At 57.7% G+C, this 26250-nt stretch carries 28 protein-coding genes; 13 read left to right on the top strand and 15 right to left on the bottom strand.

Annotated features, from left to right (window positions below; all coding sequences use genetic code 11):
- The first annotated feature begins 94 nt into the window (after positions 1-94).
- Positions 95-553: a Z-ring associated ZapG family protein gene (locus BQ9846_RS03040; RefSeq protein ID WP_075879136.1), complete on the top strand. Its 459-nt coding sequence runs from the start codon at positions 95-97 to the stop codon at positions 551-553.
- A gap of 41 nt (positions 554-594) precedes the next feature.
- Here BQ9846_RS03040 and BQ9846_RS03035 read toward each other — a convergent pair whose 3' ends face one another.
- Positions 595-1353 carry a Nif3-like dinuclear metal center hexameric protein gene (locus tag BQ9846_RS03035; RefSeq protein ID WP_075879135.1) on the bottom strand — a complete coding sequence of 253 codons (759 nt, stop codon included), beginning with the start codon at positions 1351-1353 and terminating at the stop codon, positions 595-597.
- Between the two features lie 182 nt (positions 1354-1535).
- Between BQ9846_RS03035 and BQ9846_RS03030 the strand changes: the two genes are divergently transcribed.
- Positions 1536-2783, top strand: coding sequence for a S1C family serine protease (locus BQ9846_RS03030; RefSeq protein ID WP_075879134.1), 1248 nt, complete (start codon positions 1536-1538; stop codon positions 2781-2783).
- Positions 2784-2792: 9 nt separating this feature from the next.
- On the opposite strand, the gene hisD is transcribed toward BQ9846_RS03030, so the two are convergent.
- The 9 genes from hisD to BQ9846_RS02985 form a co-directional block, all read right to left on the bottom strand.
- Complete coding sequence (hisD, locus tag BQ9846_RS03025; RefSeq protein ID WP_075879133.1) at positions 2793-4112, bottom strand: histidinol dehydrogenase; 1320 nt, start codon at positions 4110-4112, stop codon at positions 2793-2795.
- A gap of 17 nt (positions 4113-4129) precedes the next feature.
- The gene (gene hisG, locus BQ9846_RS03020; RefSeq protein ID WP_075879132.1) at positions 4130-4786 is read right to left on the bottom strand and encodes an ATP phosphoribosyltransferase; all 657 of its coding nucleotides are present in this window, start codon (positions 4784-4786) and stop codon (positions 4130-4132) included.
- Positions 4787-4813: 27 nt separating this feature from the next.
- A complete protein-coding gene (murA, locus tag BQ9846_RS03015) occupies positions 4814-6076 on the bottom strand; it encodes a UDP-N-acetylglucosamine 1-carboxyvinyltransferase (RefSeq protein WP_075879131.1) in 1263 nt (420 codons plus the stop codon).
- 11 nt (positions 6077-6087) lie between these two features.
- Positions 6088-6339 carry a BolA family protein gene (locus BQ9846_RS03010; protein WP_075879130.1) on the bottom strand — a complete coding sequence of 84 codons (252 nt, stop codon included), beginning with the start codon at positions 6337-6339 and terminating at the stop codon, positions 6088-6090.
- A gap of 139 nt (positions 6340-6478) precedes the next feature.
- Positions 6479-6823: an STAS domain-containing protein gene (locus tag BQ9846_RS03005; RefSeq protein ID WP_075879129.1), complete on the bottom strand. Its 345-nt coding sequence runs from the start codon at positions 6821-6823 to the stop codon at positions 6479-6481.
- Positions 6820-7488, bottom strand: coding sequence for an MlaC/ttg2D family ABC transporter substrate-binding protein (locus BQ9846_RS03000; protein ID WP_075879128.1), 669 nt, complete (start codon positions 7486-7488; stop codon positions 6820-6822). Before BQ9846_RS03000 ends, BQ9846_RS03005 begins: the two co-directional genes overlap by 4 nt.
- 52 nt (positions 7489-7540) lie before the next feature.
- Entirely contained in the window at positions 7541-8005 is a 465-nt protein-coding gene (gene mlaD, locus BQ9846_RS02995) for an outer membrane lipid asymmetry maintenance protein MlaD (RefSeq protein ID WP_075879127.1), read from the bottom strand.
- Between the two features lie 16 nt (positions 8006-8021).
- On the bottom strand, positions 8022-8822 hold the full coding sequence (gene mlaE, locus BQ9846_RS02990) for a lipid asymmetry maintenance ABC transporter permease subunit MlaE (RefSeq protein ID WP_075879126.1): 801 nt from the start codon (positions 8820-8822) through the stop codon (positions 8022-8024).
- Positions 8823-9644 carry an ABC transporter ATP-binding protein gene (locus BQ9846_RS02985; RefSeq protein ID WP_075879125.1) on the bottom strand — a complete coding sequence of 274 codons (822 nt, stop codon included), beginning with the start codon at positions 9642-9644 and terminating at the stop codon, positions 8823-8825. It abuts the gene before it with no gap.
- Between the two features lie 241 nt (positions 9645-9885).
- On the opposite strand from BQ9846_RS02985, the gene BQ9846_RS02980 reads away from it, so the two are divergent.
- From BQ9846_RS02980 to BQ9846_RS02935, 10 genes are all read left to right on the top strand, one after another.
- Positions 9886-10857, top strand: a complete 972-nt coding sequence (locus BQ9846_RS02980) for a KpsF/GutQ family sugar-phosphate isomerase (protein ID WP_075879124.1) — start codon at positions 9886-9888, stop codon at positions 10855-10857.
- A 34-nt stretch (positions 10858-10891) separates the two neighbouring features.
- Positions 10892-11440, top strand: coding sequence for a KdsC family phosphatase (locus BQ9846_RS02975; RefSeq protein WP_075879123.1), 549 nt, complete (start codon positions 10892-10894; stop codon positions 11438-11440).
- A 5-nt stretch (positions 11441-11445) separates the two neighbouring features.
- Positions 11446-12027, top strand: a complete 582-nt coding sequence (gene lptC, locus BQ9846_RS02970) for an LPS export ABC transporter periplasmic protein LptC (RefSeq protein WP_210433163.1) — start codon at positions 11446-11448, stop codon at positions 12025-12027.
- Positions 12024-12539, top strand: a complete 516-nt coding sequence (gene lptA / locus BQ9846_RS02965; protein ID WP_075879122.1) for a lipopolysaccharide transport periplasmic protein LptA — start codon at positions 12024-12026, stop codon at positions 12537-12539. Before lptC ends, lptA begins: the two co-directional genes overlap by 4 nt.
- A gap of 13 nt (positions 12540-12552) precedes the next feature.
- Positions 12553-13323, top strand: coding sequence for an LPS export ABC transporter ATP-binding protein (lptB, locus tag BQ9846_RS02960; protein ID WP_235818892.1), 771 nt, complete (start codon positions 12553-12555; stop codon positions 13321-13323).
- A 116-nt stretch (positions 13324-13439) separates the two neighbouring features.
- The gene (locus BQ9846_RS02955) at positions 13440-14858 is read left to right on the top strand and encodes an RNA polymerase factor sigma-54 (RefSeq protein WP_075879121.1); all 1419 of its coding nucleotides are present in this window, start codon (positions 13440-13442) and stop codon (positions 14856-14858) included.
- Between the two features lie 86 nt (positions 14859-14944).
- Complete coding sequence (gene hpf / locus BQ9846_RS02950) at positions 14945-15253, top strand: ribosome hibernation-promoting factor, HPF/YfiA family (protein ID WP_075879120.1); 309 nt, start codon at positions 14945-14947, stop codon at positions 15251-15253.
- Between the two features lie 4 nt (positions 15254-15257).
- Positions 15258-15725: a PTS sugar transporter subunit IIA gene (locus BQ9846_RS02945; RefSeq protein ID WP_075879119.1), complete on the top strand. Its 468-nt coding sequence runs from the start codon at positions 15258-15260 to the stop codon at positions 15723-15725.
- Positions 15726-15781: 56 nt separating this feature from the next.
- On the top strand, positions 15782-16675 hold the full coding sequence (gene rapZ, locus BQ9846_RS02940; protein ID WP_075879118.1) for an RNase adapter RapZ: 894 nt from the start codon (positions 15782-15784) through the stop codon (positions 16673-16675).
- A 93-nt stretch (positions 16676-16768) separates the two neighbouring features.
- On the top strand, positions 16769-17038 hold the full coding sequence (locus BQ9846_RS02935; RefSeq protein ID WP_075879117.1) for an HPr family phosphocarrier protein: 270 nt from the start codon (positions 16769-16771) through the stop codon (positions 17036-17038).
- A gap of 9 nt (positions 17039-17047) precedes the next feature.
- Here BQ9846_RS02935 and pmbA read toward each other — a convergent pair whose 3' ends face one another.
- Positions 17048-18388: a metalloprotease PmbA gene (pmbA, locus tag BQ9846_RS02930; RefSeq protein ID WP_075879116.1), complete on the bottom strand. Its 1341-nt coding sequence runs from the start codon at positions 18386-18388 to the stop codon at positions 17048-17050.
- Between the two features lie 101 nt (positions 18389-18489).
- Between pmbA and yjgA the strand changes: the two genes are divergently transcribed.
- Complete coding sequence (gene yjgA, locus BQ9846_RS02925; RefSeq protein WP_075879115.1) at positions 18490-19011, top strand: ribosome biogenesis factor YjgA; 522 nt, start codon at positions 18490-18492, stop codon at positions 19009-19011.
- Between the two features lie 23 nt (positions 19012-19034).
- Here the strand turns inward: yjgA and tldD are convergent, their stop codons facing one another.
- The 4 genes from tldD to BQ9846_RS02905 are packed head-to-tail and all read right to left on the bottom strand — an operon-like array spanning position 19035 to position 26234.
- Positions 19035-20486, bottom strand: coding sequence for a metalloprotease TldD (gene tldD, locus BQ9846_RS02920; RefSeq protein ID WP_075879114.1), 1452 nt, complete (start codon positions 20484-20486; stop codon positions 19035-19037).
- Entirely contained in the window at positions 20483-24139 is a 3657-nt protein-coding gene (locus BQ9846_RS02915) for a YhdP family phospholipid transporter (RefSeq protein WP_075879113.1), read from the bottom strand. The genes tldD and BQ9846_RS02915 overlap by 4 nt, the downstream gene beginning before the upstream one ends.
- 4 nt (positions 24140-24143) lie before the next feature.
- Entirely contained in the window at positions 24144-25607 is a 1464-nt protein-coding gene (rng, locus tag BQ9846_RS02910) for a ribonuclease G (RefSeq protein ID WP_075879112.1), read from the bottom strand.
- Between the two features lie 33 nt (positions 25608-25640).
- Entirely contained in the window at positions 25641-26234 is a 594-nt protein-coding gene (locus tag BQ9846_RS02905) for a Maf family protein (RefSeq protein WP_075879111.1), read from the bottom strand.
- Positions 26235-26250: the final 16 nt, after the last annotated feature.

The raw sequence follows: 26250 nt of genomic DNA, 5'->3' as shown, positions 1-26250 counted from the left end.
AGTGCCTGACAGACGCCTATAATAGCCGGAAAACACATGGCTGTTGTCGAGATGTCACTGATACAGCCCACAAAGCGGTGCTAGGGAGAGAGATGTGGAAGCAAGTACTGAGCTGATGTTTGCATTAATTAGCGCTGTGGTAGGTATCGTTGTAGGCGCCTTGGGCTATCGCCTCACCAGTAAAAGTCAGCACAATGTCACCGCTATGCAGCAAAAGCTTCTGGAAAGCGAGCGACAAGTCGCTGAACTCAAAAAACGCATGGGGTCGCACCTACTTGAAACGCAGCAGCGCCTCGACACGATTCGCGATCAAGCAAGCGTGCTTGAGCAGCAGCTTAGCCAAGAGGCCCAACACTGGCATTTGAGTGATGATGCGTTTCGCCATCTTGACTTAAGCGGCCTGCGCACCACCGAAGCGAACGAAGCAGAAGGGAGTGCTAAGCCGGCAGCGCCAGGTGTGCCACGCGATTACGCCGATGGCCAAGGCGGCACACTATCCGAGGACTTTGGCTTAAAAGAGGCAGACAAAACCCCACAGCCACCCCGCTATTGACCGCCAGCTTGCGACGAGCCGAAGACCAGAACGACCCCGCATCAAGCGGGGTTGTCGATATCGACAAAGCGATGCTCAATACCCAGCTCAGCGGCCAACCACTCACCTAGCGCCTGCACCCCATAACGCTCGGTGGCATGATGACCCGCCGCTATGTAGTGGATACCCATTTCGCGGGCGAGGTGGGTGGTGCGCTCGGAAATCTCACCGGAAATGAACACTTGCGCTCCCCCTTCGTAGGCGGGGATGATCATGTCCTGCGCGCCACCCGTGCACCATGCAATGCGCTCAATCTCACCGACACCCGGTGCCTCAATCACCAACGGGACCCGCTTAAGCTCGCGTGCAATGCGCTCTGATAGCGCTGTAAGCGGCTGAGCCTCGGTGCGCCCTTGCCATAAAAGCCCGTCACCCAGCTCGGCATCGAGGCAACGCTCAAACTGCCACCCCATCCGTTTGGCTAACTGGGCATTATTGCCAAGCTCAGGGTGTGCATCGAGTGGCAAGTGATAGGCCAATAAATTAATGTCGTGGGTAAGCAGCGTTTTAATGCGTCGCTGCTTCATCCCCGTCACCGCCACGGGCTCATTCTTCCAAAAATAGCCGTGATGCACGATAACCGCATCCGCCTCCCATGCGACGGCCTCATCCAGCAACGCCTGACAAGCGGTGACGCCAGTAAGCACGCGCTGTATGCGCCCTCGCCCTTCGACCTGAAGCCCGTTCAACGTAAAGTCCTTAAAGCGGCCAGCGTTTAGCTTGTGCTCACACGCGGCCACCAGCACATCGCGTTCCACCATCAAACTCTCCTCCGGAAGATCAAACTGAGTGAAATATCTGTCGACGCGACCGCTCCAGAAGCCATTTTGGCCCTGTCGCGACCTGCGGAATATCGGCAAGTGATGTTATCATCGCCTATCCAAAAAAGGCGTTTTGACCGTAAAACGGCAGCGCCTGACAAAGTGCCCACTAAGGAATGACCATGCAACGTTTCGTACTGCCTTATATATGGCCCATTATGACCGGCATATTGTTCGCAGTACTCTTTCTTGCGCTATTTCCCGACCGGGTTCCCAACCCCTTATCGTCGCTGTCTCCGACGCCGGACGATACCTCTGACCCCGCACTTGTCACTACATCAGAAACAGAGTCCGATACCCAACGCCCCAAGCCCGATGTGGAGCAAGCCCCTCCCTTAACGCGCAATGAAGGCCCCGCAAGTTACGCTGACGCTGTCAACCGTGCCGCGCCGGCGGTCGTCAATATTTACTCCTCGCGCATTGTTGAGCGAGACCAACACCCTTTGATGTCGGACCCTTTCTTTCAGCAGTTTTTTGATGACGATGACGCCGCCCAGCAGCAGCGCATGCTTTCAAGCCTTGGCTCAGGCGTCATCGTGAGCCAGGACGGTTATGTTCTGACCAACCACCATGTGATTAATGGCGCCGATGAAATACAGGTGGCACTGCGCGACGGGCGCGAAACCATCGCCCAGGTGATCGGCACTGACCCTGAAAGCGACTTGGCCGTGCTACACATTCCTTTAGATGACCTTCCCGTTATTGCCTTGACCGACTCAGCCGATGTGGCCGTGGGCGATGTTTCGCTTGCCATCGGCAACCCCTTTGGGGTGGGCCAGACGGTCACCATGGGCATTATAAGCGCCACAGGGCGAAGCCACTTAGGCTTAAACGCTTATGAGGACTTTATCCAGACCGACGCTGCCATTAATCCCGGGAATTCCGGTGGCGCACTGATCAACTCAGACGGCGCTTTGGTGGGCATCAACACAGCGATTTTTTCTCGCTCGGGTGGCTCACAGGGGATTGGGTTTGCCATTCCGGCCAATCTGGCACACAGCATTTTGAATGAACTTGTGACCCAGGGAAGAGTGATTCGCGGCTGGTTAGGAATTGAAGCGCAGGCTTTATCCCGAGAGCTTGCCGCCTCTTTTGGGCTACGCACTCCGCAAGGGATGATTATTGCGGGGGTCATCCAAGGCGGGCCTGCCGATAAAGCAGGCTTGCAGCCGGGCGATGTACTGCTTGCGGTCGATGGCCAACCGGTACTGGACGCTCGCGCTACGATGAGCGATATCGCCGCCATCGAACCCGGCACGAAGCTGCCGCTCACTATCGTACGCGGCGGTGAAGTCATGGACGTCACGCTTGAAGTGGGTGAGCGCCCCGTGCCGACACTCCCCACCACCCGCCGCCCGCCGCCCGCCTAATCCTAACGCTTAACGGCGGATGCGATACTCGGCTGAACGGGCGTGCGCCGTTAACGACTCCCCGCGGGCCAGCTCCGAGGCTATTTCACCCAGTGCTGAAGCCCCCTCCGCCGAGCAGTGGATAATGGATGAGCGCTTCTGGAAATCATAAACCCCAAGCGGTGAGGAGAAGCGTGCGGTACCCGAGGTGGGCAGCACGTGATTGGGCCCAGCACAGTAGTCACCCAGCGCTTCTGCCGTATAGCGCCCCATAAAGATCGCCCCCGCGTGACGAATATCGTCCAACCACTCATGGGGATCCGCAACGGAGAGCTCTAAGTGCTCTGGGGCAATACGGTTAATAAGGGCAATGGCCTCGGTTTTATCCTGGCACGCAATCAGCGCTCCGCGCCGGCGCAGCGAGGCCCGAACAATCGCTTCACGTTCAAGCGTCGGGAGTAATCGCTCGATTGACGCCTCTACGGCCTGCAAGTGCTCGGCATCCCAGCTAACGAATACCGCCTGAGCGTCTTCGTCATGCTCTGCCTGAGAGAAGAGATCCATGGCAAGCCAATCAGGGTCGGTTTGCCCATCGCTGACCACCAAAATCTCCGAGGGCCCGGCAATCATATCAATCCCGACCTGACCAAAGACGGCGCGCTTGGCGGTCGCCACGTAAATATTACCCGGCCCTACAATTTTATCCACGCGCGGAACCGTTTCGGTGCCATAAGCGAGCGCGGCCACCGCCTGAGCGCCACCGATGGTGAAAACGTAGTCCACCCCGGCCAAGTGCGCAGCCGCCAGCACCATATCATTAACCACCCCATCCGGCGTCGGCACCACCATAACGATCTCGTTGACACCCGCGACGTGGGCAGGAATTGCATTCATGAGCACCGACGAGGGGTAAGCCGCCTTCCCCCCAGGTACATAAATCCCCGCGCGGTCTATCGGCGTCACTTTCTGCCCCAGCACCGTGCCATCGGCCTCGGTATACTGCCAAGACTCGGGCTTTTGCCGCTCGTGATAGCGCCGAATACGCTCGGCGGCAGCGGATAACGCTACGCGCTGCTCAGTAGGAAGCGCGTCAAAGGCTTGCTCAAGCTGCTCGGGCGTCAGCGTAAGCTCGCTCATGGCGCTGACCGACAAACGGTCAAACCGATTGGTCGTCTCGATCACGGCCGCATCGCCACGCTGCTTAACCTGCGTCAGAATGTCGTTCACGCGGTGCTGAACAGCATGATCCGACACACCCTCCCAATCGAGTAGCGTATCCAAACGCTGGGTAAAATCCGCATCACGGGTAGAAAGCCGCGCCACCGTCGGCGCTGTTACCGTATCGCTCATGGCTACCTCTTCTGGGGTTAAGGGCTAACCGGCTGACTCTGACGTTTTGTTACCGCCGCACCCAAGCGCTCAATAAGCGGCTTGATTTGGGCGTGCTTCATGGTCATTGATGCCTTATTCACGACCAAGCGGGTGCTAATGGGGGCAATCAACTCGCGAGGCTCCATCCCATTGGCACGCAACGTATTACCGGTATCGACAATATCCACGATTTCATCGGCCAGGTTCATGATCGGCGCCAGCTCCATCGCACCGTAAAGCTTAATGACCTCCGCCTGGATGCCTTGCTCGGCATAATAGCGCCGCGCCACATTGACAAACTTGGTTGCCACACGGCGGCGAGCACGGCCTGGCGCCTCTCCGGCCGTCCCCGCGGTCATTAGCTTGCAGCGGGCAATGGCTAAATCGAGCGGCTCGTAAAGATTTTCAGCGCCATGTTCAAGCAACACATCTTTACCGGCGACCCCCATATCCGCAGCGCCAAGCTGCACGTAAGTGGGCACATCGGTTGCGCGAATCACGACCAACTTCACATTAGGCAGGTTGGTATCAAACAAAAGTTTACGGCTTTTGCCCAAGTCTTCTGCTGGCGAGATACCCGCATCAGCCAACAGCGGAAGCGTTTCTTCCAGAATCCGCCCTTTAGAGAGCGCTAAAATCAGTTGCTTACTCATCGTCATTGCCAATGGTTAGTGCGTGGCTTAGCCCGGAATACGGCGAATACGCGCCCCTAGCTGCTGTAGCTTCTCTTCAATGCACTCATAGCCACGATCAATATGATAAATACGGTCAACCAGGGTCTCCCCTTCGGCCATCATCGCGGCGATTACCAGCGATGCCGAGGCGCGCAAATCGGTTGCCATCACCGGCGCGCCAGAGAGCTTCTCCACGCCGACGATCAAGGCCGCATTACCTTCCAAGGCAATATTGGCGCCCATACGGTTGAGCTCTTGCACGTGCATAAAACGATTTTCAAAGATCGTCTCGACGACCCGCGAACTCCCCTCGGCAACAGCATTCATCGCCACAAACTGCGCCTGCATGTCCGTGGGGAACGCCGGGTATGGCGCCGTGCGAATATTAACCGCCTTGGGACGCTTGCCCTGCATATCCAGCGCAATCCAATCCTCACCGGTGGTAATGCTAGCCCCCGCTTCTTCAAGCTTTGCCAGCACCGCCTCAAGAATATCCGCCCGCGTGCGGGTCACCTTCACGCGCCCGCCGGTCATGGCCGCGGCGACCAAGAACGTGCCGGTCTCAATACGGTCGGGCATCACATCGTGCTCGCAGCCATGCATCCGCTCGACGCCTTCAATCACGATGGTATCGGTGCCATGGCCGGTAATCCGCGCGCCCATTTTGATTAAGCACTCGGCCAAATCGACAATTTCGGGTTCGCGGGCGGCGTTTTCCAACACCGTTTTGCCTTCCGCGAGCGTTGCGGCCATCAGCAAGTTTTCGGTTCCTGTCACCGTGACGGTATCGAAAAAGATCGTGGCACCTTTCAGCCGGCCATCGACCCGCGCCCGAATATAGCCATTTTCAACCCGAATTTCCGCGCCCATCGCTTCCAACCCACGAATGTGCAAGTCGACCGGACGCGACCCTATCGCACAGCCGCCAGGGAGTGATACATCCGCATGGCCAAAGTGGGCTAAAAGCGGCCCCAGCACCAAGATGGAGGCGCGCATTTTTTTCACCAGCTCATAAGGCGCATGGCAATGCGTTACCTGAGCACCATCGAGCTGAATGCTCAACTTCTCTCCCATCACGGGCTCGACGCCCATCCGCCCCAATAGCTCAAGCGTGGTGGTGATATCCTGCAGATGCGGTAAGTTGCCGATCACCACCGGGCCGTCAGCGAGCAGGCTGGCGCACAGAATGGGTAAGGCGGCGTTTTTAGCCCCACTCGCCCAGACTTCGCCATCGACGACTCCGTTACCCGTAATCAGTAATTTATCCATACAGCCCGCCGTTACTGGGCGTTTTCGGGCGCATTTTCCCACTGCGCCGGTGTGTAGGTTTTGATGCTAATCGCGTGAAGCGCGCCTGAGGCGATCTCATCGCTTAAGGCACTGTAGACAAGTTGCTGACGCTTAACAGGCGACAGCCCCTCGAAGACCTCACCAACTGCAACCACTTGAAAATTGCAGCCCTCGCCTTGGATATGGAACTGGCATCCGTCAAGGCGCGACTCAAGTAGTGCTTTTACCTCACTGGGTTGCATGAGTAGAAAACTCCTGTGAAAACGTCGGGGAAAGGGGTGTAATGATAAAGAAAAGCCACGGCTTTGGCGATGCGTTGCCGCACACCCGTGTCAAAAGGCGCAGCTTAACCTCCGCCATCGGTTAACAAAACGGGCTTTTTTAGTCGGAAGAAGCCATTTCACCCGTCGGGTCTTGTAGTAGGGCATCAAGCTCGGCCAAATCTGCCAAGCGCTGAAGCGGGGCCGAAAGCGACACCGAAATGACATTGATATGGCGCTGCTGGCACATGCGCAACCACTGCAAAAGCACGCTAAGCGCCGCACTACTGGCTTTCTCTACGCCGTCAAAGTTTATCCTCAGCGCATCAAGTGACGTGCCTTTTATCCACTCCCCTCCAGCGGCCGCCAAGTCAGCGGCGACGCTGGTTCCCACGTCGCCGCTGAGGGAGAGCGTTTGCTCATACTGCTCAAGTACCACATCTTGCTCCGAGAACAACGCACTCACGCGTTGCCCCCTTCTTCGAGCTCTTCGACACCCACGTCGGGCGACCACCCCTTGATCACCGCGTCGTAGTCACGACTATTATCGCGCATTGCTTGGTCAAACTGATTACGGAAAGTTAAGCCCAAGTTAATGCCATTGACGATGACGTTGACCACCCGCCATTCACCGTCGGAAAGGCGCAAGGTATAACTTACCGGATAAACGTCGCCGTCATTTGCCACCACTTCCATCTCGACGCTCGCCTGGTCGTCATAGCGACGCTCACTTTGATTTTCAAGCACGCGGATCTCGTCGTAATCAAACGTCACAAGTCCCTTGGTGTAGGTATCGATCAGCGTTTGACGAAAGACATCCACGAAACGACTGCGCTGCTCTGGAGTGGCATTGCGAAAGTAGCTGCCCATGACGCTGGCGCCGATGTAGCGAAAGTCCGCGACGGACTCAAGGCTCTTATCCACCTCTTTTTTAAGTTCATCGATATTTTCCTGATAATACGACTCGCGCTCCTCCAATTTCGTCATGAAGGCGTTAATATTATTGCGCACGACCTCCACCGGCCCTTTTTCTTGCGCCTGTAGCGTCAGCGGCAGTGACAACATCAACGCCGCACAAAAGGCAACCAGACCACGCGCGATACTCATACGGTTAATTTTTACGCTATTCATAGCTTCTTCACCCTTTATTTAAATCACCGATAACGCAATGCGTCACTCTGACCTAGCCGCTCGCCATGCTGGAAACAAACTGCTGAATCAACTCTTCCAGCACCAGAGCCGACTGGGTATCGCGAATGGTATCCCCGTTTTCCAGTACTTCCGGGTCGCCCCCTGTACTCAATCCCACGTACTGCTCGCCGAGTAACCCAGCGGTTAATATCGCGGCCGTGCTATCGCGGGAAAGCTCGCCTTCCAATTTGCTGTCCAGGCTCATCACCACCCGGGCGTCAAACCACTCGGTATCGAGTTCGATCGACTCCACCCGACCGACGGTAACGCCGGCCATCGTAACCCGTGCACGCGGTTTTAAGCTGCCGATGTTGGCGAAGTTAGCCTCTAAGCGAAATGTTTCCGTTGGGGCTGAAAGGCTTAGCCCGCTAACGCGTAAGCCCAAAAACACGAGCCCAACGATGCCTGCCAGCATAAAGAGACCCACGCCAAATTCCATGGTTTTACTGCGTTTCATGCATCTGCTCCCGCATTTATAGGCCGCCGAACATGACGGCGGTTAAAACAAAATCCAGGCCCAATACGGCCAGCGACGAGTAAACCACGGTACGCGTGGTCGCACGCGAGATACCTTCTGACGTGGGCACCAGATCATAGCCTTGAAACACCGCAATCCAGGTGACAACGACGGCAAACACCAAGCTTTTGATCATACCGTTGCCAATATCGTCCCAAAACGTCACGTTTGCCTGCATGTTGCTCCAGTAGGAGCCTTCAAAGACTCCCAGCCACTCAACGCCGACAAGATACCCACCCCAGATGCCTACGACGCTAAACCCCACGGTCAAAACAGGTAATGAGACAAAACCGGCCCATAAGCGCGGCGCAACCACCCGGCGAAGCGGGTCAACGCCGATCATCTCCATGCTAGTAAGCTGCTCGGTCGCCTTCATTAAGCCAATTTCTGCCGTCAGCGCCGACCCCGCCCTGCCGGCAAAGAGTAGCGCGGCCACCACCGGCGCCAGCTCGCGCAAAAGCGAGAGCGCCACCATTTGTCCCAGGACTTGCTCAGCGCCGAAGTCGACTAAAATAGTGTAACCCTGCAACGCCAGCACCATGCCGATAAAAAGGCCTGACACCAGCACAATGGCGACCGACAACACCCCCACAAAATGCACTTGACGCAGCCATAACCGAACACCTTCGCGAGAAGGAAAACCCACGGCAGACTGCACCAGAAATAGCCCCGCCCGGCCGAGCGCCTCAAGCACATCGCAGGCTCGTCGCCCCAGGCGGGTTATACGCGCGAGCGCGTGAGAAACGTATTCAGCCATTTAGCCGACCCTTATGGTTGCATCTTCACTAAGAATATCGTCGTAAAGCGGTTTCGCCGGATAGTGGAAAGGAACAGGGCCATCTGGCTCACCGTGCATGAACTGGCTAACCCGGGGGTCCTCGTGGGTGTCTAGGCTTTGTGGAGTACCGTGAGCGACCACCTCACCATCGGCGATTAAGTACAGGTAATCCGCAATACTCAGTGTCTCTTTAATATCATGAGATACCACGACAGACGTCAGAGAGAGCGCTTGGTTCAAACGTTTAATCAACTGCACCAACACCCCCATCGAGATCGGATCCTGACCCACGAACGGCTCATCATAAAGAATCAGCTCTGGGTCGAGCGCTACCGCGCGCGCCAAGGCCACCCGCCGCGCCATCCCCCCCGAAAGCTCAGAGGTCATTAGATGCCGCGCGCCACGCAAGCCCACCGCCTGAAGCTTCAATAGCACGATATCGCGCACCATGGCGTCGGGAAGGTTGGTATGCACCCGGATAGGAAAAGCGACGTTTTCAAAAACGTTTAAATCGGAAAATAGCGCCCCGCTTTGGAACAGCATGCCCATCCTTTTACGCAATCTAAACAGCGCCTTGCGCGAAAGCTTATGCACATCTTGGCCGTCGATAAACACGCGGCCGCTATCGGGCTGAAGCTGGCCGCCGATTAACTTTAACAGCGTGGTTTTGCCCGTGCCGCTTGGCCCCATGATCGCCGTTACTTGACCGCGTGGAATGGATAAACTTACGCCACGGAATATTTCATTATCGCCACGTGAAAAGTACACATTTTCGATTTCAATAAAGCCAGCATCCGTCATAGCAAAAGCACTCTTTCCAGGCGCGTGGCGCTGTTTCGATGTCAGAAGGGCGCAAGTACGCAGACACAAGTACTAGCAGACATCAGTACGATACGCCTATCGTGTTAACAGCGTTCCAAAAAAGTTATCGAACATTGTATCCTAACTCCGCCTTACGCTGCCAAAACAATTGTTGCCTGAAGGGGTGGGCATTATCATGTAATGTTTTCTTCACCCTTTCACTACCACGGCTTTCTATCCCATGACGATTAGCCCACTGCGCGAAAGCGCACTGCGCACTTTACAAATTGAGCAAGCCGCCATCGGAGGGCTGCAGGCAAAACTCGACGCTCACTTTGACCGGGCCTGCGAACTGATTATCGCCTGCCAGGGCCGCGTCGTGGTGACCGGCATGGGCAAATCCGGCCATATCGCCGGTAAACTTGCCGCCACCTTGGCCAGTACCGGCACGCCGGCATTTTTCGTCCATCCGGGTGAAGCTAGCCACGGCGATCTTGGTATGATCACACGTAGCGACGTAGTGCTCGCCCTGTCCAATTCGGGCGAAACCGCCGAAGTCACCGCTCTTTTGCCACTGCTAAAGCGCTTGGGGGTACCGCTGATAAGCATGACCGGAAGGACGCGCTCGACGCTCGCCCTTCATGCTGACGCGCATTTAGACAGCGGCGTGGAGCGCGAGGCGTGCCCGCTGGATCTCGCCCCTACTAGCTCAACGACCGCAGCCCTAGCACTTGGCGATGCCTTGGCGGTGGCACTACTGGAAGCGCGAGGCTTTACCGCAGAGGATTTCGCGCTTTCTCACCCAGGCGGCACACTGGGCAAACGCTTGCTTCTGCGGGTCAAGGATGTGATGCACAGTGGCGAACGTTTACCTCAGGTCTTGCTCGGCAGCCCCCTACGCGATGCGCTATTGGAAATTACCCGCAAAGGGCTAGGCTTTACCTGCGTGATCGACCCCCAAGGGCGCCTAGCCGGGGTATACACGGACGGCGATTTACGCCGCACGCTGGATCAATACCACGACCTACGCGACGTCTGCGTCGATGATGTGATGACCCGCCCGGGTAAGCGCATTGCCCCTGACGTTCTTGCGGCAGAAGCCGTACACTTAATGGAAGAGAGCAAAATCACAGCGCTTGCCGTTGTCGATGAGCAGCAGCGCCCGATTGGCGCCCTCCATATGCACGACTTACTCATCAGTGGCGTGATTTAACGACGCTTGATGTCACTTCTTAGCCGGAGGCTGTATGGCACTACCTGTTCCCCTTATTGATCAGCTGCGCCGTGTGCGCTTACTCGCCCTGGACGTTGACGGCGTTTTAACCGACGGTCGCCTGTACTTTCAGGCGGATGGTATCGAAATCAAAGCGTTCCATACCCAAGATGGCCACGGGTTAAAACTCCTCAAGCGTGCCGGCCTGCAAGTGGCGTTGATCACCGGAAGAGACTCCCCCATGGTGAGCCAACGCGCCGCGGCGCTGGGCATCTCGCATGTTTATCAGGGCTGCGAAGATAAGCTTGCCACGCTGCGTAGCCTCTGCCAGCGTTTGAGCCTCGATATCGAACAAGTCGCCTACTGTGGCGATGACCTGCCCGATTTGGCGGCTATCAAGCGGGCCGGGGTCGGCATTACGGTGCCCAACGCGCCCGACTACATGCACAAGCACGCTGACTGGGTCACCGAGCGCCAGGGCGGTCACGGCGCAGTGCGAGAAATCTGCGACACGCTGCTCGACGCGCAGGGTCACTGGGGCGCGGTGGTGGATACCTATTTGCACGGCCTGCCGTCGGCATAATGCCAATGTGGAATCTGTTGCTCCAAAAGCGCCTAGTACTACTGGTGCTTGTCGTAGGACTGGGGGCGTTATTAGCGTGGCTGGACCTCCATGACACCGACCCTAGCCGACCGGACCCAGAGGCGCGCGCCCAAGAGCCGAGCCACGTGGTAGAAAACGCCACGCTAACCCGCTTTGATACCCACGGTAGGCGCCATCAAATCCTAACGACCCCCCTGCTCACCCACACCCCGGAGCGCGCCACCACGCAGCTCAAGGAGCCGCAGGTAACGCTTTTTGACAGCCAACAGCGGCGTTGGCACGCCAGTGCAAGGCGCGGCACCATTGACCGGCGCGAGCTACTGACGCTTACAGGCGATGCGCGGATCAGCGCCCCGGAACAGGGCTGGCAGCTTGACACCGAGCAGTTACACTACGATAGCGACAACGCCTACGCCTACAGCAATACGCCCGTGCGCTTACAGCAACCGCCGCAACATATGCAAGCACAACGCATGGAGCTATGGCTTAACCATGATGCCTTACGCTTAACCGGTGATGTACGCGGCTACCACCCCGCAGAAGCCTTCAACGAGGACACTCCATGAAAGCCAACGCCTTCCTATATGGCTCACTAATGGCCCTAGCGCTAGGAGTTGCTGCCATCAGCAGCGCGCATGCGGCCCCCAATGACCCTGTCGAAGTTGAAGCCGATCAGCTCGACATCGATCAGGGGGCGGGCACCGCCGTCTATCGCGGTAATGTCGAGGTTCGCCAGGGGGAAATGCGCCTTCGTGGCGATAAAGTCGAAATTCAGCGCAATGAGGCAGGCGAGTTATCGCGCGCCACGGCCATTGGCAATCGCGCCTATATGCGCCATCGCCCCGAAGGACAAGAAGAAGTGATGGAGGGTCAGGCACAGCGCATTATCTACCACTTGGCTGAACGCCGCGTCGAACTTATCGACCGTGCAGAGCTGACCCAGGGCGGTGACCGCTTTACCGGTGGGCGACTGGAGTACTTTATCGACCGGGACGTGGTTCAGGCCCGCTCGGACGTCGAGGGTAGCGAAAATCAACGTATTCGCATGACGCTTCAGCCGGAGCAGCCGTCCGAATAGGAGAAGAGACCGCGTGTCTTTCGACGATATTACCGCCACAAGTCAAACGCCAACGCCGGGTAAAACGCTCAGCGCCCGCCACTTGGCCAAAAGCTACAAGCGCCGCCGCGTGGTCAAGGATATTAATCTCGATATTGCCCAAGGCAGCATTGTCGGGTTGCTCGGCCCTAATGGAGCGGGCAAAACAACCTCGTTCTACATGATCGTAGGGCTGGTAAAAGCCGATGCGGGCAAGGTCAGCATTGATGATATTGATCTCTCGCATGCCCCCATGCACGAGCGGGCGGTGGCGGGGATCGGTTATCTTCCCCAGGAAGCCTCGATTTTTCGCAAGCTCTCGGTTGCCGATAACATCATGGCAATTCTTGAGACGCGCAAACACCTCAGCCGCTCGGCCCGAGAAGCGCAACTCGCGAACCTGCTCGAAGATTTCCACATTACCCACATTCGCGACAATTTAGGCATGAGCCTTTCAGGCGGCGAGCGTCGGCGAGTTGAAATCGCCCGATCACTGGCCACAGATCCCGCGTTCATTCTGTTGGATGAACCTTTTGCCGGCGTTGACCCTATTTCGGTGGGCGATATTAAGTCGATTATTCGCACCCTGAAAGCGCGTAATATCGGCGTTTTAATCACCGACCACAATGTGCGTGAAACGCTGGATATTTGCGATACCGCCTATATCGTTAGTGACGGCCACATTATTGCCAGCGGCTCGCCTCATACCATTTTAACTAACCAAAAAGTTCGCGAGGTCTATCTCGGCGACGATTTTCGTCTCTAACCCATGGTAGCGACAATCATGGCACGTATTTTGCTGGCGGCATGCTTATTGCACTTGCACAGCTGCCACACTGCCCTTAGGGTATAGCCTTCCGCTGTCTCAAGGGTTGCCTACCAATGGTCATGAAAGCGTCCCTTCAACTGCGTGTCGGTACCCAGCTAACGATGACGCCTCAACTGCAGCAGGCCATTGCCCTGCTGCAGCTTTCAACACTGGACTTGCGCCAAGAGATCCAGCAGGCGCTGGATACCAACCCGCTACTCGAGCAAGAGGATGAGTTTAGCGAACACACCTCCCCTGAAGAGCCACAAGAGCCAGAGTGGGAAGAGAACATTCCCAGCGAACTCTCCGTGGATAGCGAGTGGTCGGACACCTATCAAGACCTAGGCACTGCCTCAAACGCAAGCAGTGACGCCCCCGATTTTGAACGCGACGCCCCCACCCAGAGCCTACAGGGCCACCTCCTATGGCAGTTGGCCATGACGGACTTTAGCCCGCACGAGCTGCGAATTGCGGAAACGCTGATCGACGCGGTGGATGACAACGGCTACATTCACCAACCGCTTAACGAGCTACGCGATGGGTTACGACAGCAGGCACTAGAAGGGGTTAATCAGCGCGATATCGAGAGTGTGCTGCTTCGCCTGCAGCAGTTTGAGCCTACCGGTGTGTTTGCTCGGGATCTGCGCGAATGCTTGATGCTGCAGCTTGCCGCCTTACCCGACGATACCCCGCTTTTAATCGCCGCACGACGGCTAGTGCGGCAGTTTCTTGAAGCGCTCGGCCGAGACGATCGGCGCTTGTTAAAACGCCGCTTAGGGCTTGATGAAGAGCAGCTCGATGAGGTGATCGAGCTGGTGAGAAGTCTCAACCCACGCCCGGGAAGCGCGTTCGGCAGTACCGATAACGGCTATGTAATCCCCGATCTTGTGGTGCACCATGATGAGCAGGGCTGGCACTTAACCCTTAACCCTGACGCCATGCCGCGGCTGCGCATTCAACCCGACTACGCCAGCCTGATCAAACGCGCCGATAAAAGCCAAGACAACCAGTTCCTTAAAGAGCATTTGCAGGAGGCTCGCTGGCTGATTAAGAGTTTGAGTAGCCGCAACGACACCCTATTACGGGTAGGGCGCGAAATCATCACCCGCCAGATTGGCTTTCTTGAGCATGGTGAGGAGGCCATGAAGCCGCTGATTTTGGCCGACATCGCCGACGCCGTGGAGATGCACGAATCGACCATTTCACGGGTTACCACGCAAAAGTATGTGCATACGCCGCGTGGCGTGTTTGAACTCAAGTACTTCTTTTCCAGCCAGGTCAGCGGTCAAGACGGCGACGGTCACTCCAGCACGGCCATACGCGCTCGGATCAAAAAACTCATACAGGATGAACCGGCTAAAAAACCGCTCTCGGACAGTCGCTTGGTCACGCTGCTCGGCGAAGAAGATATTCATGTGGCACGGCGAACCGTGGCGAAATACCGTGAAGCGATGGGCATTCCTTCGTCAAGCGAGCGGCGTCGGTTACGCTAGTTAACCGGAAACTGCCGTAAAGGGCTTTGCATAATAGAAAAAAGGGTTACAATCGAGGGACAGTCCGACGGATAAGGAGTACGTCAATGCAAGTCAATATCACCGGTCATCACGTAGAGCTGACTGACGCCTTGCGTGACTATGTCAACGAAAAGCTTGATCGCGTTGAACGCCACTACGACAACATCACGACCGTTCAGGTTACGTTGTCAGTAGAGAAAGAACGCCAGCAGGCGGCTTGCACCCTTCACGCAGCCGGTGCAGATTTGCACGCTGAAGCCACCGATATCGACATGTATGCCGCGATCGATGCCTTAGCGGATAAGATTGATCGCCAACTCGTTAAGCATAAAGAAAAAGCACAGGCACGCGCCCAAGGCGCTGGTGCACGGTAATCCAATGACATTGGAAACGATCCTTCCCCCGGAACGCGTACTCTACGATGTTCCGGGGGGCAGCAAAAAAAGGGTGCTGGAGTTTTTCAGCACCTTTATTGCCCAAAACATTCCCAGCCTTGATAGCCAAGAAGTGTTTAGCCGCCTGATAAGCCGAGAGCGGCTTGGCAGCACGGGTATTGGCAATGGCGTCGCAATCCCACACGCGCGCAGCCCCCACTGCACATCGCCTATTGCCAGCTTCTTGAAACTGGCTGAAGCGGTCGATTTTGATGCCATTGATGGCGATCCAGTCGACCTTGTGTTCATCCTGCTGGTACCGGAAGAGGCAGATGACACGCACCTTGCGCTACTCGGTCAAGTCGCCACCATCATGAACGACGCTGACACTCGCGCACAGCTTCGCAAAACAGGCAGCCAGCGTGAGCTTCTCGATTTGATCAACGCAAAAATACGCGAACATTCAGCGTAAATCAGTGCCCAACACAACGGCTCACGACATGCGCTGATACCCAACAGAGACTCCCTATGCAACTGGTCATCATTAGCGGCCGCTCCGGGTCGGGAAAGTCGATTGCTTTGCAAGCCCTGGAAGACCTTGGCTACTATGCGATTGATAACTTACCCGCCGTACTGCTCGGCTCGCTAGTGGATGAAATTCGTGACCAGGGTGACCAGGCGCGTTTAGCCGTGAGTATTGACGCACGCAATCTGCCCGGCGCATTAGAGCAACTCCCCCGACTATTGGGCGAGTTAAAGCAGCGGGGCATTCACTTCCAGGTCGTCTTTCTTACCACTGATGCCAGAATTTTACTGGAACGCTATTCGGCCACGCGCCGGCGCCATCCGCTAACGCGTAACAGCGATTTAACCCTCGAAGAAGCGATTACTAAAGAGGAAGAGGCGCTAAGCGAAGTACGCGATTTAGCCGACCTCACCATTGATACATCACGTCTCTCGGCACACGATTTACGCCGCCGTATCACCGACCAAGTGGCTCACCGTCGGCGTGACCAGCTCACTATTACCTTCGAATCCTTTGGTTACAAGCGGGGTGTGCCCTTAGATGCCGATCTGGTATTTGATGTGCGCTGCCTGCCCAACCCTTACTGGGACCCGGCGCTGCGCCAATCCAATGGACGCGATGAAGTTATTCAAACCTTTTTGAGTACTTACCCGGTCGTGGAGAGCATGTGCCAGGATATCCACGACTGGATTGTGCGCTGGCTACCCGCTTACCAAAGTAGCCAACGCAGCTATATGACCGTCGCTATCGGCTGCACCGGTGGACAGCACCGCTCTGTCTACTTGGTTGAGCAGCTCGCCCAACGTATCATCGAGACAACCGGCGAAGCGCACGTGCGCCACCGCGAGCTGGGCCTGCAATACACCCTCGATGAGGGCGGTATTGAACCCCATTGAGAGAGCGTGATGTGACAGAGAGACTCAGTCGATGCTGGGCATACAGTGACGGCTTAGCAACCCAAACGACACCGCTTGGAAGAAGGAACCAGGGTGCCAGAGAGAACATTAACCCTCACCAATAAGCGTGGCTTACACGCACGCGCCGCCACCAAATTGGTCAATTGCGGTCAGCAATTCAGCGCCCGAATCAACGTATACAAAGGCGCCCAAAAAGCCGATGCCGCCAATATTATGGCGCTTTTGATGCTCGCGGCACCCTGCGGCACAGAACTCACCGTCACCGCCGAAGGGGACGATGCCGAACAAGCGCTAGAGGCTGTTCAAGCGCTGTTCGACGCCCGCTTCGATGAAGATAAGTAGCGCTACCGCTTAACTCCCCGCCACTGTCATGTTATCAATCAGCCAGCTACCGGTATGGATGCTGCCGCGTGTGTCGGTATCGCTGCCCACCGCGCGCAAGTTAGCGAACATCTGTTCAAGATTCCCCGCTATCGTGAACTCTTCGATGGGATACTGCACCTCGCCGTTTTCCACCCAGAAGCCTGCCGCGCCGCGCGAATAGTCTCCTGTTACGCCGTTAACCCCTTGCCCCATGAGCTCGGTGACCCAAACGCCACGCCCCATTTGCTGCAGCAGCGTCTCAAACGAGCTTAGCGGTGCGCTTAGGCGTAAATTGCGCGCGCCACCCGCATTGCCAGTAGTTTGCATGCCTAAACGGCGGGCGCTATAGGAAGAGAGCAGGTAGCTTGCCACCTTACCCTGTTCGATAAAGCGATTATTGCGGGTTTGGACCCCCTCACCATCGAAGGGCGAACTCGCCATCGCGCCAACTTCCATGGGGCGCTCTTCCAAGCTAAACCACTCGGGAAACAGCGGCGTCCCGAGCCGGTCACAGAGAAACGAGGCTTGACGATACAGGGCGCCACCGGCGAGAGCACCCATCAAATGGCCCACTAACCCACTCGCCATTGAGGGATCAAACAGCACCGGAAAAGTCCCCGTTGCCGGACGCTTGGCTCCGAGGCGACGCAGGGTACGTCGCGCGGCTTCTCGCCCGACATCTTCCGGGTCGCGCAGTTCTCGCGGGTCGCGCGCCGTGGAGTAGTCGTAGTCGCGCTGCATGCCATTGCCATCCTCGGCAATTAGCATGCACGAAAAGGAGTGACGGCTGCCTTTTTGCGTGCCTAAAAAGCCATGACTATTGGCATAAACGCGCACCCCCTCGCCGGTGGATAGCGAGGCACCATCCGAATGGGTAATACCGGCGACATCACGGCCGGCACGCTCGCAGCGAAGCGCCAACGCCGTCGCCTCCTCGATGCTTAATGCCCAAGGGTGATGAACGTGTAAATCTGGCACTTCGCGGGCCATTAGCGCCGCATCGGCGAGGCCGGCGGCCGGATCTTCGCCGGTATAGCGGGCGATGGCCATGGCCTTTTCCACCGTCGCCCGAATCGATTCGCTGCCCGCATCGGTGGAGGAGGCACTGCCTTTACGCTGGCCGACGTAGACCGTCACCGCAATGCCTTGATCGCGTGAAAGCTCGACGGTTTCAACCTCACCTAGACGCACGCTTACGCCCACGCCCTGATCCACGCTCGCCCCCACTTCCGCCGCATCGGCGCCTAGGCGCTTCGCCAGTGCGAGCGCGTCGGTGGCGCGCGATGCCAGCACGCTTTGCTGAGCGTTTGCATCAAATGCCTGTGCCATTCGTCATTCTCCTTTACCGGCACCGCTTGGGCGATACCCCTGTCATTCTCTGGCGGCCTGCTATAATGCCGCCCTTCATTTAACTGTTTGCTGTGAGCACCATGCCAAAAAAACGTCCCACTCCCGTTGAACCGGACGAGCAAGACATTCGTCCGAGCAAATCGCAGCTCAAACGCGAAATGCACGAACTCCAGCAGTTAGGCGAAACCTTAATTGCCATGTCGCCCGCCGAGCGCGCCCGTTTTCCGCTGTCCGACGACCTGCTGCGCGCCATTGACGAAACCGCGCGCATTCGCTCCCACGAGGGCCGTCGCCGACACATGCAGTACGTAGGCAAGCTCATGCGCAAGGAGGATTTATCCGCCATTCAGGCGCAGTTCGATGCCATCGAACAAGAGCGCGAGCAGCGCGACCACGCCTTCCACCGCTTGGAAAAGTGGCGCGACCGCCTTATCGATGAGGGTGATAGCGGCATCGAGCGCTTTATGGCCGACTACCCCGATGCGGACCGCCAAACGCTACGCCAGTTAGTGCGCAACGCCCGTCGCGAACGCGATCAAGGCAAACCGCCCGCCAGCGCCCGCAAGCTCTTCAAACACCTACGCGATAGCGCCGCGCTTTAGGCGCTCACCGCCGCGAGCGCGACTTAAGACTGCGTGCCGCCCACGGTCAGCTCGTCGATTTTAAGCGTCGGCTGGCCGACACCCACCGGCACGCCCTGCCCTTCCTTACCGCACACGCCAATACCGGGGTCGAGCGCCATGTCGTGTCCGACCATCGAGATGCGACCCATCACCTCTGGGCCGTTACCGATCAGCGTGGCCCCTTTGACGGGCGCGGTGATCCGGCCCTCTTCGATCAAATAGGCTTCACTGGCGGAGAACACAAACTTGCCTGAGGTGATATCGACCTGCCCACCGCCAAAGCTCACGGCATAAAGGCCACGCTTGACGCTTTTGATAATGTCATCAGGGTTTTCCTGGCCGGCGAGCATCACCGTGTTGGTCATGCGCGGCATCGGCAAGTGGGCAAACGACTCGCGCCGCGCGTTGCCGGTAGGCGCCATGCCCATCAAACGCGCGTTGAGCTTATCCTGCATGTAACCGGTCAGGATGCCATCCTCAATCAGTGGCGTGTTCTGCCCCGGCGTGCCTTCATCGTCGATACTCAAGGCGCCTCGGCTATCGGCGATGGTGGCATCATCCACCACCGTAATGCCTTTGGCCGCCACTCGCTGCCCCATCTTACCGGCAAAGGCCGAGCTCCCTTTGCGATTAAAATCGCCTTCAAGCCCGTGACCCACGGCTTCGTGGAGCAAAATACCCGGCCACCCTGAGGCCAGCACCACCGGCATCTGTCCCGCCGGCGCATCAACAGCATCCAGGTTCACCAGCGCCTGACGCACCGCTTCTTTACCATAACGCTCGGCGACCCTCGCATCGCGCAGCTTCGCCATTGAGTAGCGACCACCGCCGCCGGCGCTGCCCCGCTCGCGGCGTCCATTTTTGACCGCGATCACGCTGACGTTAAAACGCACCAATGGGCGAATATCCGCAGCGAGCGTGCCATCACTGGCGCGCACAAGCACCACTTCGTAGGTGCCCGATAGCGATGCGCTGACTTGGCTCACGCTGGGGTCGGCGGCCCGTGCCACACGATCCGCTTCCTTGAGCATGGCGACTTTTTCATCAGCCGTTAGCCCCGCAAGCGGGTCAATACCCGCGTACCGTGAGACCGCGCTCACCCGGTTTAGCGCTTGCCCGGGCAGTTTTTTACCGCTAAGGACAATCCCCGATGCCGTTTTACCCGTATCGATTAAGGCATCCGCGGTGATCTGGTTCGAGTAGGCAAAACCGGTTTTCTCACCGGCGAGCGCGCGTACACCTACACCACCGTCAATGTTGTAGCTCGCTTCCTTGACTTCGCCATCCTCAAGCACCCAACCCTCTTGCCAGGTGCGTTGAAAATAGAGATCGGCGTAATCAATACCCGCGCCCATCGCATGGTCAAGGCCGGTTTCCAATCCGTTGAGATCCAAACCGCCAGGCGTTAAGAGCGTGGCGACCGCCTGATCAAGATCAGAGGTGTGTTGTGTCATCGAGAGCCTTCTAAAGTAACATTCGGTGCGGCCCAGGGGCCGGTCACGCGATAGTGAATCGTGGTTGCTTGGCTTAGCGTATCACCGAACAGCGAGTGTGCAAGAAACAGCGCACCGCCCACCACAGGCGCACCGGCGGCAATAGCGGCAAAAGGTAAACTCTGGCTAATAGGCAGTGAGACGCCAAGACGCTGATCAAGTTCACGCTGCAGCAAATCCACACTACCCGTCAGACGAATGGAGGACGAAGGCGCCTCTATTTCCAATGGCCCACGCAGTAACAGTTGGCCGCCTGTCACGTCGGCTTGCCCTTGAACAAGGTCGAAGGCAGTGCCCTCGCCGGTGACGTCGGAAAAGTCCAATCGCAGCCGACGCAGGATATTGTCGAGATTCAAAAGCCCTACCAAGCGTGCCGGTGTCGAGTTCAGCGTGACAAAGCGGCCGTCGCGCAGATCAAGCGCCAGGTCACCATTGGCTCGACTTAGTGAAAATTGCCACGGCGCGCCTGGCCAAGTGAGATTTGCCGCGACATTCGTGCGCTGGCTGCGTAGCGCCACCGGCTGATTCAAGCGCTCCAGTGCCGTGCCTACATCGCCCCCTAGCAAGGTGATATCCGCCCGCGTCTCGTTAATATATGGGCGCCCCTCCCAGTGCATCTCGCCGCGGGCGGAAAGCTCCCCGAGGGTAAGCCCTACCGGCGCCAGTGAAAGGCTTTCGCTATCGCTTTGCCAATACGCCGTCAACGGGCCAAAGCGCTCAGGCCCCAGGGCAATATCCGCCACCCGAAGCCGCCCATCGGGTAGCTTTTCCAGCCAGGCGGGAAACGTAGCGGGAGCCGGCAACCGAGTCTTCACCGACTGCATCCACCCCTCAGGCTCATCGGTAACCGAGGAGGGCGAGATTCGCTGCAGCTGACCTGCCCATGCTAACAGCGTATCCAAATTGAGCTGGCTAACGCTAATATCGACCGGATTGCGCGCGGCGTTATCGTAGTGAAGCCTGCCGCTGAGCCCATCCGTCAACGCATCGACTCGCCACCCGGGCTGCTCTGGCCAGCGCGGCGCGTTAGCGGCTGCATCGCCAAGGTTTACCGCGCCTGCCAGAGTGCCTCCCATCGCCTGAGCACGCAGGTGAGCGATCTCTCCCAGCTCGCTCTCAATTCGCGCGCGGGAAAGGTCCGCGCTGAGAGTCCAGGGCCACCTCTCATCTTCGGCTTTACCCCATGGGGACGGCAAATCCACCCTCACGCCTCGCCCATCGCTCTGCATGTGCCAGTGCGGGTCGCTGCCCCAGTCCAGCTGGCCTTGCCAAGACGCCTGCCCCGATAACGGCAGTGCCTCACTATTAGCACCAAGTAAAGCGAGCAGGTCGCGAACGCCCACAATGCCCGTAAAAGCGATATTTTGATCCGGCTGAAACGTCGCGCTAAGTTCGCGCCCCAGTAACTGCCCCGTGGCGTTACCCAGCAAATCAGCGCGCGCTCCTTGCTGGCGCCACTCAATATCGCCGCCAATATCACGAATGGGTAAATCCAACGGCTTATAGCGCAGCGTGGAGAGCTTGGGCGTTGCCTCAATGTCCACACTTAGTGCTTCCGGGTTTCCCAGCGGTAACGTCAGCGCAAGGGCTGCGTCAATACGGCCTTGCGCTTCGATTTGCTCCAGCACATTTGAGGAGATCAGCGGTGCAGCTTGCAAAAAACGCAGTAGCGATGCGCCGGTGGCTTCTACGTCGCCATCAACCCGTAGTAACTCATCCTGCAGCGTGATGTGGGCATCTTTTGCCGTCATGCCTTCGCTTTTCGCATGCTCAGCCGTCGCGCTCACTCCTTCACTGGAGTGCCAGCGTAGCTGCCCCTGGATATCCGTGAGCATCGGCCAGCCAGGGGCAATGGGGATAGCGCCTTCCTCGATGGTCAAATCCAGCGCAGCGGTTGCTGTTTGATCGTCTATTTGCGCCCCAAAGGGAACGCCGACGGTTAGCGCGCCGCGCTCCACGTAGCCACTAATGTCGCGACTTAGCCACTCGGTGAGATCAGGGGCCATCATCGACACAGGCAACCAAGACTGTACCGGCCGATTTAGCGCATCGACATCGCTAAATGCCAAGTCCAAGCCGAAACGGCCACGCCCGGCGGCGTTAACCAAGCCAAAATTGCCTGTCACTGACGCCCCGTTCCACTCGACCTCAAGCTGCTTGCCACTGACTAAGGCAACAGGACCGTCGTAGACCCACTCCACCTCGCCTTGGGCGTGGTCGAGCGTTAGCGGCTCAGCAAAAAGATCGGGGAATTCCAGTGAGCTCTCGCCTGAGTCTGAAAAGAGCACGCGCCCACGCTGGTTACGCGCCTGAACCCAGGCATCAAAGGGGCCACCGCCAGGCGCTCTGCCCCAAGGCGAAGCTTTGAGGTCGCGCACTGCCGCATCAACCCGCCAATCTCCCGCCTTTTGCCCCAGGCTAAAGCCTTCGACATTGCCGCGTGGGCTTAACGTATTTAATACGCGGGTAAGCGATTCGGGCAGCTTGATATAACGATGCCAGGCCGCCAGTGAGGCCAGCTCAAACCCACTGGTTCGCAGTTCCCACTCCCCTGGCTGATGGGAGAAGTACCAGTGGTGTGGCAGCGCCGGGCGATTCCCCACTTGCTCCGGGCTCGCCCACTCTACGCTTTCGGCATCCCCACTCAGCCAGGCTTGCCCACCCTCGCCGCTACGTTGCCAAACCCCTTGCGCGCTGATATTGCGCAGCAGCGCCAGCTGATGGGATTGAAGCAGGGTGAGTTCAGGAATATCGGCCGACAGCCGCGCCTCCTGCAGAACGCCCTCTCCCCAGCGGCCCCACAGGCGCACATTGCCATTAATATCCGCCAGCTGCGGTGCTGCGACCGGGCGCAGAATTTCCATCAGGGTCGATAAATGGTCGAGTTGCATATCGAGCTGCAACGCGGCGGAGAAATCGCGCAGTCCCTGCTGTCCGGGCTGCATTTCCGCGCGCATGTGCGCCGCCGGTGGCGCATCCGCGCGCTCATCAAGCGCACCTGAATCGATGGTCACTTGGCCTTCCAACCGTGTGCGTCGGGCATCCCCTGTCAGCACCAGTGACGGTGCCTTAAGCGTTGCCTTCTCCTCGCGGGCGTGCAGCACAATGCGAGTCTCCTCCACCTGCAAGTGCTGTTGCAGCAACAGGCCTATCCACGCATCCAGCGTTTCTAGGTCAAGGGTGGGATCAGCACCAAGCTCAAACGGAAGCGAGGCCGGTCTAGGCCACCGCCACTCCATACCACTGCCTTGATAGAAGTGTACCGCAAAGCCGCGCATGTAAGCGTTACGAAACACGGGGGCACGGGTTGAGAGAGAAGCCCAGCTATCTAGGCGCAAGTGAAGTCGTTCAAGACTAAAAAGACGCTCACCCGCCTCTGTGGTGGCACTCACCCCGGTGAGGCTTAACTGCGGATCACTGCGCGCCAGGGACAGGGAAATTCCCTCAATCGTCACCGGCGCCCCGATACGGGCTTCAAGCAGCGCTTCTATTTGTGGTGTCAGTTGCTCTGCCTGACTCATCAGCAAGCGCACCAACAGCAAGATGACGGCGAGCGTGCCGAGGCAGCACGCCAGCCCTAAAAGCAACCACTTGCGCAGCATCGAAAGCGTCATGGGCTCACATCAGTACGATGTCGTATTGCTCTTGAGAATAGTGCTGCTCGACTTGAAAGCGAATGGTTTTGTGAATAAACATCTCCAAATCGGCCACCGCCGCCGACTCCTCGTCCAGCAGCCGGTCGACCACCGCCTGAGACGCTAGCACCATGTACGTTTCGGCGCTGTAGGCGCGCTCTTCACGCAGTATTTCGCGGAAGATCTCATAGCACACCGTTTCGGGCGTTTTCAGCGTGCCGCGGCCCGAGCAGGTGGAGCACGCTTCGCAAAGGGTTTGCTCCAGGCTTTCTCGGGTCCGCTTGCGGGTGAGCTGGACTAACCCCAACTCGGTGACGCCGGTACATTTGGTTTTAGCGTGATCGCGCTCCAAGGCTTTCTCCAGCACCCTTAGCACTTGGCGCTGGTGCTCGGCATCCTCCATATCGATGAAATCGATAATGATGATACCGCCTAGATTGCGCAGCCGCAGCTGACGGGCGATGGCCGTGGCGGCTTCTAGGTTGGTTTTGAAGATCGTCTCTTCAAGATTGCGATGTCCCACATAGCCACCGGTATTGACATCAATGGTGGTCATCGCCTCAGTGGGGTCTATCACGAGGTATCCGCCGGATTTGAGCTGCACTTTGCGCCCCAGCGCTTTTTGGATCTCATCCTCAACGCTGTAGAGATCAAAAATCGGCCGCTCACCGGGGTAGTATTCAATGCGCTCGACGGCGCTAGGCATAAATTCCTCGGCAAACTCGACGAGCTTGGCGAAGTTTTCCCGCGAATCGATTCTTACCTTCTCGATATCGTCGCGCATCACATCGCGTAATGTGCGCATAAAAAGCGGCAGGTCATCATAAATCACCGTGGGCGGAGTCGCGGTAATTTTGCGCTCGCTGACTTTGCGCCAGAGGCGCAGAAGAAAGTGCATATCGCTGGAAAGCTCCTCCTCACTCACGGCTTCGGCTGCCGTGCGCACGATAAAGCCCCCCGTGACCTCCAGCGTTTGTTGCGCCACCCCTTGCTCTAAAAGACCCCGGAGCCGTTCGCGTTCGCCTTCGTCCTCAATGCGCTGAGACACACCGTGGTGTGGCGAGTCGGGCATATACACCAGATAGCGCGACGGCACCGAAAGGTGCGTGGTCAGCCGCGCGCCCTTGGTGCCGATGGGGTCTTTCGTGACCTGCACCACCAAGGCCTGCCCTTCGTGCAAAAGCTGCCCGATGGTCTGCTGCTCCTCGGTTGGCGTTCCCGAGGGCATCACTTCGTGAGCATGAATAAAGGCCGCGCGCTCCAGGCCAATATCGACAAAGGCAGCCTGCATGCCAGGCAAAACGCGCACCACTTTACCTTTGTAGATATTGCCTACGATGCCGCGACGACGAGAACGCTCGATCAACGCTTCCTGTAGGACACCGTTTTCGACCAGCGCCACGCGGGTTTCCATCGGTGTTAAATTGATGAGAACCTCACCACTCATGCCCATTTCCTTATTGATTGGTACGTGGATGCTTTACCTGAGTTTACCTTCCCACAGCGCTACGCCTTGCCGACGTAAAAGCGCGGCGGTTTCATACAAGGGTAACCCGACCACAGCCGAATAACTCCCCTCAAGGGAGGCCACAAAAACCGCAGCTAACCCCTGAATCGCATAGCCACCGGCTTTATCCACCGGCTCGCCGGTCTCCCAGTAGGCGCTGATTTCTGCCTCGCTTAGCGCACGCAGGGTGACACGCGTTTCCACGCATTGGGTGAGCACGCCGTGCGGCCCACTCACTGCTACCCCGGTGAGCACCTGGTGCGTTCGCCCGGATAGCGCCTTGAGCATGCTGGCCGCATGCTCTTGATCCGTGGGCTTGCCCAAAATGTCACCGTCGAGCACCACGGCGGTATCAGAGCCTAGCGTTGGCAGCGATGTTGACGATGCAGCAGCCAGCGCTTTTTCGCGGGCCAAGCGCACGACGTAGTCGCGGGCCGGCTCGCTTGCATACGGTGTTTCATCGATATCGCAAGGGTGAACGTCGACGCTTACCCCTATCGCTGCCAGTAAATCCCGCCGGCGCGGCGAGGCGGAGGCCAAACATAAAACAGGTGACTCTTTGCTCATAGCGCCCTTAGCTCAC

Origin of the sequence: Vreelandella massiliensis (assembly GCF_900155385.1) — a bacterium.
Classification (GTDB): domain Bacteria; phylum Pseudomonadota; class Gammaproteobacteria; order Pseudomonadales; family Halomonadaceae; genus Vreelandella; species Vreelandella massiliensis.
Note: the sequence above shows the minus strand (reverse complement) of the source record. Positions and strands in the feature narration are given on the sequence as shown.